Consider the following 11,079-nt stretch of genomic DNA (forward strand, 5'->3'; position numbering starts at 1 on the left):
CTGCACGACCGCTCATCTTCTGCAAGTTATCGTCACCGACAGACGCCGCCGCCTTCAGAGCGCCTTCAACATCGTCTTCATGGACGATGTTTCGCTGCTGAGTGCTATGTCCCCACACGCCGGCGAAGCAGTCAGCCTGCAACTCCAAGTCAACCGAAAGCGGGTTTTGCGCGCCATCGTCCTGTTGCGATAGGCGCCGCACCCGCTGCTCGACGCCGAGCAACTTCTGCACGTGGTGGCCAAGCTCATGTGCAATTACGTACGCCTGCGCAAAATCGCCAGTGTCGCCACCGAATTGCTTGAGTTCCTGCCAGAACGAGAGATCGACATACACCTTCTCGTCTTCGGGGCAGTAGAAGGGCCCTGTGGCTGCCTGCGCCGTTCCGCAGCCCGAATACGTCATATCGCGATAGAGCACCAGCTTCGCCTTGCGATACTGCCGCCCATGATCGGCAAAGATCTGCGCCCACGTGTTCTGAGCATCATCCAGCACAAAGCTGATCAGGTGCACATCACGCTGTTCGGCCGGGGAATCGGCCACCGGACCGCTGGGCGGTCCCGGCTGCAAATCTGCCTGCCCACCGCTGCCGGCAAAGAAGTTGCGCCCGGTAACCACGCTGATGATCAGTAGCAGGATGAAGCCGCCGATTCCCATGCCGCCACCGAGACCGAAACCACCGCCGCTGCTTCCCCGGCGATCCTCAATGTCAGAGCTGATTCCCTGGTCCTGCCATTCCATACTGGAGGCCCCCGGATGCCTCAAATTTAGTTTGGCATAAAGCGCAAATCGTCGTCGGCCAGGGAGATTGGGGACCAGGGAAATACGCCCTTGACCGGGGGAATCCATTGGGGGCGCAATGCCGGGGGACCAGACCACGTGACTTTTCTCTGATTACAGAGGCGTGTAGGTCACGACAATATCGGTCACATCAACCGGGCCACCCACCTCAGGTGCAAATGTGATCGCGTTGAACGAAACCGGAGGCCCAGTGAGGGGATAATTCCCCACGGTGCCCGCAACCCCGATCTGCGCTGTCGTCGAGGCCGTTGTCACGGTAATGGTGATCTGCACTGGGAATGGCTGATCGCGAGGGAATGTGCAGCCCGTGGGTTGGAGATCTATGTCGGAGACCTTGTTGTCGTTCCCGAAATTCAGAGTCAGAAACTCACTCTGAGGATCGCCCGTTTTGAAGCTGATGTAGGACTCACCTGCTTTCGAACTCATGAACATCATCGCGGAAGCGTTGTAAACACCGGGGATGGGAGGGGTCTCGGTAAACTCTCCATAGAACGCTCCACCCTGCTGTCCAAGAGGGCCGATCTGCAGCCAATTGCCGCTGTGCGGAAATGTCGGCGAGATAACAACGTTCGGCCCATTGAATTGCGCCGTTCCCACAGCCTGTGTGATGGAAGGCGGCTGACCTGCGGTCGTACTCTCGAAATTCGATTGAAACAAGATGATTGGAGACTTCGTGAAGACGATCCGTCCCCGCAGCGTGATGTTGTAGCCAAGACTTAGAATCCAGGCGTCTGTATCGCGGACCCCCACATCCACATTGACTCCGGTGAAAATATTTCCGACCGGAACGTTGCTCAAGGCATCGATACCAGTCGCAAAGTGATTGGGTCGCCACACATTCACTGCGAAACCAGCATCGATCGATTGATTCTGATCGAAGATCGCACTGAGTGAAACAAAGGGCGCCCATTCATCGAGGGCGAATCCGATAGTGTAGTTCTGGCCCGCCGGTCTGGGGATTGCGTATTGGCCAATCGCCCAGTTCAGCGGCCCGGAGTTACTGGGGCCCGCCATGTCGGGAAGGAACGACAAGTTTGCGTTGAGCCATTGCGACGTACTGTTTCCCTCCAGGTTTGCAGTCACGACACCCGTTAGCACGAGAAGCCACTTCTGATCGTGGATGCTCGCAGGTGGTTGCTGCCCGACTGCAAGAGCCGCCGGGGTGATTAGCCAGTTTTGGCCTGCAAAATTGGTGAGATTCATTTCAGTCTCCCTTCGCCGTCAGGGAGTAGTGCGCGAAGCCCGGCGAACGTTTCAGCTGAGGACAGTTATCACGCCGGCCAGGGATCAACTTGCATTTGTTCCTCGGACAGAGACGATTCACTCCGGAGTTGATATTCTTGGAGGCAGGAGATCTCTTCAGTGGTCAAGCGGCTGGGCACGGGGTTTGCAGGATTTGTGCTGGCCGTTTCAGCCTTTGCCTCCATGGCCCGCGCCGCGTGCAATGGCCCGGCTGAATTGCTCGCCAAGGTCAAGGCCCATCCCACTACAGACAATGCAGTGCTGCTGGGAAGCTGGTATGCCAGCCATAAGCAGTTCGACTGCGCTGTCGCGACATTTCGGGCGGCCATGAATGCCGACCCCAAATCAGCGCAATTGCACTATCTTGCCGGCCTTGCCTACGTCGACGGCAACAAGACGGCTGACGCTCTCCCCGAACTGGAGAAGGCCGTACAGCTCGATCCCGATGTCATTAAGCCCCACCTGATGCTGGCCTTCGTCCTTGATCAGATCGGCAAACACCCGGAAGCCGAGGAGCAATGGCGCCAGGCACTTGCCATCGATCCAAAGTCCGAGATCGCCTTAGAGGGCCTTAGTAAGGATCTGCTCGATCGTAGCGCCTTCGTCGATGTCGTAGTCCTTCTACGGAACGCTCCCCGCACTGAAAAGCTCTCAATCAATCTTGCCCGGGCTTTGGGAAATATGAATTTGCTCGACGACGCCCGCGACGTGCTGACCGGGGCGCTGAACGCCCAGCCATCTTCTCTGCCGCTCTCCAGCGCCCTGATCGTTGTGCTCGTCAAGCAGGTTCGCTATCAGGATGCGATCAATCTCGCGCAACACATCCTTGACCTTAATCCCGCCAGTCCTCAAGCCGAACTGCAGCTCTTCCGCATTCTCGTACTCACCAACCACATCGATGCGGCGCGCCCCATAGGACCAAAGCTCCTCGCGCAGCGACCGCACGATGCTGAGGTTCTCTATCTCAATGGGATTGTTCTTCGTGCGGTGGGCGATTATCCGGGAGCTAAAACTTTGCTCGAACAATCCGTGGCGATTGATCCTAGTCTTCCCAACTCCCACTACGAACTCGGAATGGTGCTGGTCTTCCTGAAGGACTGGGCTCCTGCACGACAGGAGTTGGAGAAGGCAATTGCGATGGGCGCCAAAGAGGCGCAGGCGCACTACCAGTTGGGTCTCGCTCTGCGAGGACTTGGTGAGTCCGCGCAAGCTCAGAAGGAATTCAAGACTTACCAGGATCAGAAAGCGAGCGATGAGTCCAAACTCGAAGCGTCAATGAAGGCCTCGCAGGCTGATGACGACATGAAAGCAGACAAGGTACAGGATGCAATAGGTCACTATAAAGAGGCGATCGCAGCCGAGCCGAATAACGCCAACTTCAAATACAAACTAGCCCTGGCTCTTCATCAGGCAGGCGATGCCGATGGGGAGCGGGCTCAGCTGGAGCAGGCCGTCCAGTTGAATCCAGACTTGCCAGGTGCGCAGAATGAGCTAGGCTACCTGTTGTCGCGCAGCGGAGACTCGACTGGCGCCATTCAGCACTTCCAGTCGGCCGTCCATGCCGCTCCCGGCTATGTCGAAGCCTGGGTCAATCTTTCTGCGGCACTTGCGATGGCGGGCCAATTTCCGGAAGCGCGCGACGCGATCGCCATGGCACTACGCCTGGAGCCGGACAACGCGCAGGCGCAGAAGCTGAACGATCGCTTGTCCCACGATGCCTCCGCACAACAAGCCCACCCGTGATCACGGCAAACCCGATCTGATGCCCGTTTGCCGGTTGGACTGCGGCAATGGGAGAATATAGAAGTTCAAAGAATGACAAAGGTCTTCCCCACTTCCGGCTGGAGCCGGCGAAAACTGTTGCAGGCTGCTCCTGCATTTTGCGCTTCGACACTACTTCCCAGGAGTCTTCAGGCCGCACAGGCTGATACTGCTGCGAAACCGTTTTCCACCTTTACAGATGTCGCCGCGAGCGCCGGCCTGACTGCCACAATGTATTACGGCGTTCCGGAGGCCGTTACCTACATCATCGAGGAGATGGGTGGCGGCTGCGCTTTCTTTGACTACGACAACGACGGCTGGATGGACATCTTCATTCTCGGCGGACGAACCCTCGAAGGAGTTCCGCCCGATGCGTCGAACCGGCTCTACAAAAACAATCGCGACGGCACCTTCAAAGACGTAACCAAGGAAGCAGGACTGTGGGATGCCGGCTGGGCTGTTGGCGTTTGCGTGGGCGACTATAACAACGACGGCTTTGAAGACCTGTTTCTCACCTACTACGGGCAAAACAAGCTTTATCACAACAATGGCAACGGCACCTTCACCGATGTCACAGAGAAGGCTCATCTGACGCACGAGGGCACTCGTTTTGGCGCGGGTTGCACCTTCATCGATTACAACCGCGATGGATTCCTTGACCTTTTCGTATCCAACTATGTCGAGATCGACATGGCGAATGCCCTCAAGCCGTCGCTCAACATTCTCAATTGCAACTACGAGGGCGTGCCCGTTGCCTGCGGGCCAAAAGGACTGAAAGCGCCGCAGCACTACCTCTACAGGAATAACGGCGACGGCACATTCACCGATGTTTCAAAAGAATCCGGCATCGCCGCAATCAAAGGCTCATATGGGCTTACCGCTGTTTCCTTCGATATCGACGAGGATGGGTGGCCCGACCTCTTTGTTGCCTGCGATACAACGCAGAGTCTTCTCCTGCTGAATAATCACGACGGCACCTTTCGCGAAGAGGGACTGATGCGCGGTGTCGCTATCAGCCCGGATGGCCAGGAGATGGCCGGCATGGGTATCGGTGTGGGCGACTATGACCTCGACGGACATCTCGACATCATCAAGACTCATTTCCAACTCCAGCCTGCCGGTCTCTATCGAAACGATGGCAAGGGGAACTTCGACGATGTGGCGCATCAGGCCGGTCTGGCCACGGAGCGCACCTACGTGAGCTGGGGTACCTGCCTGTTCGATCTCGACAATGACGGATTTCCAGATATCTTCTGGGTCACGGGAAATGTTTACGCGGAAGTGGAGAGGATTAACCCCAGATTTCCGTATAAGGGACCCCGCGTGCTGTTTCGCAACCGGGGCAACGGCACGTTTGTCCGACTGGGCGACGAAGCCGGGCCTGCGATTAGTGCTCGCCATGTGAGCCGAGGCTGCGCTTTTGGCGATTTCGACAATGACGGCGATCTCGACATCGTGATTATGAATCAGCATGAAGCGCCATCCTTGCTGCGCAACGACGCCCCAAAGGAGAATCACTGGATCAAGGTTCGCCTGGAAGGCACAAAAAGCAATCGGAGCGCTATTGGCGCACGCGCGCTGGTTCATTACGGAGGCAAAACCCAGGCTCTGGCCGTCATGAGCCAGGCTAGCTACATGTCGTCGAATGACCCCCGCCTTCATTTTGGGCTCGGGAAGGAGACCGCGGCGGACATTGAAGTCGTCTGGCCCACGGGAGCCACAGAAAAATACCCAGCCCAGGCGGCCGACCGTCTGATAACCATCGTGGAAGGCCATGGAATTGTGCCCGGCAGACCGTTCCGGAAAGGCTGAATAGAGGTGATTTGAGTCACAGCCAGAAACGCTGCCTTTTCCGTATAAGTTAGTGGGTTAATTTGTATCCAATTTGTATTGAATTATTCGAGCCGACAACGAAAATCGAGCCCCGGTGACAATTAAGTGCCAATTTGCCAGGATAGGCATTCCGGGTAAATATCGAGAAATATGAGTGATATGGGAAACCGTTTTACTTGAGGCTCCGGTGCCCAAATAGGGCTTGCCCATGGTGTGTCCACTGTGTTATCGATATTCGATTCACTTAGAACTGTTTCTGGCCATGGCTAACTCCGGCGCGTCGGAGCCAAGTTGTGTGCGCAGAGAATAAAAAACAAGAACAACAGATGCTTCAGGAGGCTTGGTAAATGTTTACAAACCACACAAAGACATCGAAGAGTTCATCGATGTCGAAATGGTTTAGGGGAATCCCATGGCTGGTCCTTCCAGTCATGCTATTGTCCTTCGCCATCGCAAATGCTCAACAACTTACGGGAACTTTGAGCGGCATCACCGCCGATCAGACGGATGCTCGCGTTCCCGGAGCCAGAGTTGTTGTAACGAACGCGGCCACAGGCGACGTTCGTGAGACCAAATCTGACGGCCAGGGATTCTTCTCGGTAACCGCACTGATCCCGGGCACGTACAAAGTCACAATCAGTGCAAAAAGCTTCGCCAGCTGGGAAATGAACGACATTCTGATCAACCAGGGCGACAGCCGCACGATTGCCAACATCCATCTGAGGATCGGTTCTGAAGCCACTGCCGTCACCGTTATCTCCGGGGCAGACGCTGAGATTCCTGTTGACAACGCTGAAATCAGCGCGACATTGAACAACGAACTGGTTGACTCCGCCACACTGACGGGGCGCAACGCAGCCGAGTTGATCAAGATGATGCCTGGCGTCACCTTCAGCGGAAATACTTCCCAATACAACAGCCAGGTGACCGGCACCAACAACGGTCCTGCCGGCAGCTTCTCGACGAATGGCACGCAGCCCTACGGTTCAACCGACGTTTACCTCGATGGCGCCAACCTCATCGATCCGGGCAACGCCGGAACGCAGGTTGCCAACATCAACCAGGACATGACCGACAGCGTCAAGTTTTTGTCGGCCTCCTATGGCGCTGAATATGCGAAGGGCCCCGCGGTACTGCAGGCCTTCTCAAAGAGCGGCGGCCAGAAGTTCCACGGCGAGGCATATATCTATGCCCGCAATACCGCTGTCGGATATGCCAACGACTGGTACAACAAGAACCAGCAACTTTCGCAGAACAAACCGAATTCTCTGACTCCACAGAGCTTCTATTATGTGGGCGGCAACATCGGCGGGCCCATCTTCTTCCCGCATTTCAACCACAACCGCGACAAGCTGTTCTTCTGGGCTGGTTATGAGTACATGGACCAGCACCCATACAACTCGCCTGTCCAAATGAACGTACCTACGACGGCTCAGCAAGCGGGCGACTACCGCAACATCGGCGTAGACCCTCACGTCCTCAGCACCTATTCACCCACTTACACTCTTCCCTGCAGCAACACGGGCGCATGGGATGAGGGTTGCGCAGACAAGACGATTTCGCCATGGAACACACCGGGGCAGGATTTCAGTAACTTGTCTCCCTATTTTGATCCCACCGGCAAAATCATCAGTGGCCTGAATCCACAGCCGAATGAGTCGCCCAACGCAAGCAACGGCTGGAATAACTATTCGTTCGCGCCGGTCACCCCGCAGAACCGCTGGGAAGTTACCGGCAAGGTAACCTACGCGTTCAACGACAACAACAAGCTGTGGGGTTCGTATACGCTGCAGCAGGAGACCGATGCCCATCCGCTCTCCATCTGGTGGGCTCCGACTTGGACCATTCCATATCCCTCCGAGCCGGTCGGCAAGGAAACAGCTCACGTCTACCTGGCAAACTACACCCACGTGTTCAGCCCCACTACGACGAACGAGGTTGTGTTTGCGTACTCTCAGTTCATCAACAACAACAGCCTGAGCAACGTTGCCGCGTCCAGCCGCAAAGCACTCGGACTTCCGAATCAAAGTCTGTTTGGGGCTTCCAAGACCGATCAGATGCAGAATTCGCAAGGTGGTTGGAATTCCGGCCTGACTGAAATCAATGAATTCGATTTCAACAGCGGAATCTATGGCCCCGGAACCTTTGGCAAAACGTCAACGGCTCCGTCAATCGCCGATACCTTTACCAAGATCATCAAGACTCACTCGGTGAAGGCCGGCTTCTACTGGGATGCCCAGGAGAACCTGCAGGCCAACGGCAGCAACATCAACGGCACCTACGATTACGAGAACTGGGGCTATACGACGACCCAGAACATGACCCTTGACCGCCTCATGGGGCGCATCACATCGTATAACGAGAACAACACCGACGTGGTTCCGGATATCATCTGGCACCAGTGGTCGATCTGGGCGCAGGATTCCTGGAAAGCGTCGCGAAAGCTGACTCTTAACCTCGGCCTCCGTGCAGACCACATGGGTCAGTGGTACGACAAGCTGGCTGGAACCCAGGTTTGGGATCCCGCCACCTATAGCAACGCAAGCAACCCACCAGCCAACACAGGCCTGCTCTGGCACGAGCTCGATTCGAAGATTCCAACCTCGGGCTGGGTGAGCCCGTTGTTGTTCTATAACCCTCGCCTTGGTGTCGCATATGATGTCACGGGCACAGGCAGAACGGTGATTCGGGCCGGCTTCGGCACTTACCGGTACCAGGTGTCATCCAACGATGCCAGCGGTGCAATGGGTGGTCCTCAGGGCTCGTTCAATTACGGGACCAACGGTGCTAACGGCAATGGCAACGGTTTCTACGGCTATAACATCCAGGGTGGGCTTGTGTGCGTGCATCCCGACCCAGGTGGTCTCGCCGGAAGCTGCTCAGGAGCTACTGCCAAAACCCAGCAACTTGGTGTACCATCTGGCGTCAATCAGAACGGCGCCGACATCAAGGCCGACCAGCAAGGCGACAACAAGGTTCCTTATGCGAATACCTACAGCTTCGGCGTAGCACAGTCATTGCCTGGCCACACCGTAATGGAAGTATCGTATGTGGGAAGCGCGAGTCGCAATCAGCTGCTGAACGGCGCGAATGGCCACATTCAGGATGCAAACGTGACCGCCTACGGCGCCTACTTCACGCCAGATCCGAAGACGGGTAATTACACGAACACTTCACCGCAAAATGGGGCTTGTGGTGCGACAGCCTGCCCATCTGTCCAAACCAACGATTGGCGTCCGCTGAACAACTACGGCCACGTGTGGATTCAGACGCACGGCGGATATGCCAACTACAACTCACTGCAGGTTTCCGCACAGAAGCAATCCGGCAACCTATATGTGTTCACCAACTTTACGTTCGGCAAGGTCCTCGGTACCCGCGACGGTTCCACTTCAAATGGAAACGGCAACGGTTCGGTGGTCAACCCGTTCAACCTCGACGACAATTACGGACCGCTGGGGTATGACCACACCAAGGTCTTCAACTTGTCGTTCAGCTACAAGCTCCCTAAGCCCATTCACAACAACTGGGCACTGGGCGAGCTGATCAATGGCTGGCAGATCTCCAACTACACGACTTATCAGGATGGAGCTCCCTACCAGGCCAACTCGCCGAACATGAACACGAATTACGTTAACGTGGGCCAGGTGTTCACGCAGCCTATTCCGGCCACGGCGATTGGCGGCAATACCACCACTTCAATCTCGACAAACACGTGGTTCGGCAGCAACCAGTACGAAAACGGGATTCAGCCCCTGGTTGTGTGCGATCCTCGCAAGGGATTGCTGAAGGGTCAGTACTTTAATCCCAACTGCTTTGCAGCTCCATTGCCGCCAACGGCAACGTCGTTCGGACAGAACGGTCAGACCATCTGGCCTTATATCCGCACGCCGCATTACTTCGGCAGCGATCTGGCGCTCTTCAAGGCATTCCGTGTCAACGATTCACAGCGGGTCGAGATCCGCATCTCGGCTACCAACTGGCTGAACCACCCGAACGCGCAGTTCGGAATCGCCGGCAATTCTGACAACCAACTTACCTTCAATGGAGTCAGTACCCCTTCATCGATGGTCTATAACTCGCAGACTGCCACAACCGGTATCCCGCAGAATAAGAATGGATATCGCTGGATGCAGTTCGCGGCCAAGTACTACTTCTGATTCAGTTCAGAAGCCTGCAGTCCGAAGGGGTGGCGAAAGCCACCCCTTCTCTTTTTCCCCTAAACCAATCCACAAACCGCTGGCATTCAGCTGCTGCGCGCATTGCCGTTGCCGGCACTCCTTCTTCCCTGCCCGACGTGCATGGCTCACGGGTGCCAAATGTCGGCATTCGGGTGTAACTGCGCAAAGATCAATTAGGGGCGCGTTCCTGACTCGTCTAATTGCTCTTCGGTTTCTGGTTCTTTTGCCTGATCCTGATCTCTTCGGCAATTTCACGCTCTCTTTTGCCGTCTGCCGGGCGATGCAACTCTGAATAAACAGCTGCAAGGAGCCAATGAGGATCGAGCCAGTTGGGATCCGTCCTGGTCAAGTCTTCGAGGATTGCCGCGGCTTCCGCATACTTCCCTGTCTGATCATTGAGCTTCGCGATCTCAAACCGGGTGAGAGGATCATCCGAATGAAGCTGCAATGCAAGTTCCAGCAAAGGCCTAGCGCTCTCGATGTCATTTGCCTTTAAACGCATCGCCCCAAGATCGCGATTTGCCACAAAATCCATCGGGTCGGCTCGCAAAGCTGCCTCGAACGAGTTGGCGGCGCCCGTAAAGTCCTTCAACGCATACCGTGCCTGCCCAGACATGGTATAAAGCCCAGGCAATTTCGGATTCAATTCGATCGCAGCGTCCAAATCTGCGCAGGCGAGTTCCATTTCGTCGCGATAGTATCGCGCGGAGCCCGCAAGCAACCACGCTTCCGCGGACTTCTTTGCCTTTGCCAGTTTTTCCATGCGTGGAATGCCTTCGTCCTGCTTTCCTGAGCGGATCAGCGCATAGGAGTAAACGTATTCGAATTGATAGTCGTCTTCATGACCCCTCTCCATGGGAGCGAGAAGCGCCGCCGCTTCCGCAAAACGATTCAGCTTGTTCAACGTATATCCAAGCAGAATTGCCGTATTCAGATCGGAAGGATGCGTGGCATGAAGGCGCTCGAATTCAACGCGAGCCTGGTTCCAGTTGCCGGTCCGATAGTACGCCATCGCCAGGTTCATCCGCACCGCGTCGTTCTGCGGAGAGAGTTCCAGCACGTGACTGTCCTCTTCAATGGCAGCGTCCAGCTCACCCGCGGCGGCCAGCGCTGCTCCAAGGTTGGCGCGCGCCTCAATCGAATCAGGTTTCAGGACCAGTGCCCGCCTATAATCGGCGATCGCCGTCTTCAAGTCGCCGTGTTCCTGCGCCAGCGCGCCTGCGCGCAGAGCCGACTCGCCATCGCCGACAGCAGTCTGACCCG

At 56.1% G+C, this 11,079-nt stretch carries 6 protein-coding genes; 3 read left to right on the forward strand and 3 right to left on the reverse strand.

Annotated features, from left to right (window positions below):
• Together ypfJ and WA354_RS16405 are read right to left on the reverse strand one after the other, a co-directional pair.
• Nucleotides 1-739, reverse strand: a 739-nt coding sequence (gene ypfJ, locus WA354_RS16400) for a KPN_02809 family neutral zinc metallopeptidase (protein WP_472814099.1), incomplete at its 3' end; no start/stop codon positions are given.
• Nucleotides 740-892: 153 nt separating this feature from the next.
• Nucleotides 893-2,002: a hypothetical protein gene (locus WA354_RS16405; protein ID WP_472814100.1), complete on the reverse strand. Its 1,110-nt coding sequence runs from the start codon at nucleotides 2,000-2,002 to the stop codon at nucleotides 893-895.
• 159 nt (nucleotides 2,003-2,161) lie between these two features.
• Here WA354_RS16405 and WA354_RS16410 point away from each other — a divergent pair, with 159 nt between their 5' ends.
• From WA354_RS16410 to WA354_RS16420, 3 genes are all read left to right on the forward strand, one after another.
• A complete protein-coding gene (locus tag WA354_RS16410; protein WP_472814101.1) occupies nucleotides 2,162-3,784 on the forward strand; it encodes a tetratricopeptide repeat protein in 1,623 nt (540 codons plus the stop codon).
• Nucleotides 3,785-3,856: 72 nt separating this feature from the next.
• Nucleotides 3,857-5,614: a CRTAC1 family protein gene (locus WA354_RS16415; RefSeq protein WP_472814102.1), complete on the forward strand. Its 1,758-nt coding sequence runs from the start codon at nucleotides 3,857-3,859 to the stop codon at nucleotides 5,612-5,614.
• 407 nt (nucleotides 5,615-6,021) lie between these two features.
• A complete protein-coding gene (locus WA354_RS16420) occupies nucleotides 6,022-9,795 on the forward strand; it encodes an outer membrane beta-barrel protein (RefSeq protein ID WP_472814103.1) in 3,774 nt (1,257 codons plus the stop codon).
• 217 nt (nucleotides 9,796-10,012) lie between these two features.
• Here WA354_RS16420 and WA354_RS16425 read toward each other — a convergent pair.
• Nucleotides 10,013-11,079 (reverse strand): tetratricopeptide repeat protein (locus WA354_RS16425; protein WP_472814104.1); only part of this gene is annotated, 1,067 nt, incomplete at its 5' end.

It is taken from the genome of Occallatibacter sp., from assembly GCF_049802275.1.
Taxonomy (GTDB): domain Bacteria; phylum Acidobacteriota; class Terriglobia; order Terriglobales; family Acidobacteriaceae; genus Telmatobacter.

Bases quoted from the DNA above. Each gene is read 5' to 3' on its own strand.
- WA354_RS16405 (WP_472814100.1), bottom strand. From the start codon at position 2,002: ATGAATCTCACCAATTTTGCAGGCCAAAACTGGCTAATCACCCCGGCG.
- WA354_RS16415 (WP_472814102.1), top strand. From the start codon at position 3,857: ATGACAAAGGTCTTCCCCACTTCCGGCTGGAGCCGGCGAAAACTGTTG.
- WA354_RS16420 (WP_472814103.1), top strand. From the start codon at position 6,022: ATGTCGAAATGGTTTAGGGGAATCCCATGGCTGGTCCTTCCAGTCATG.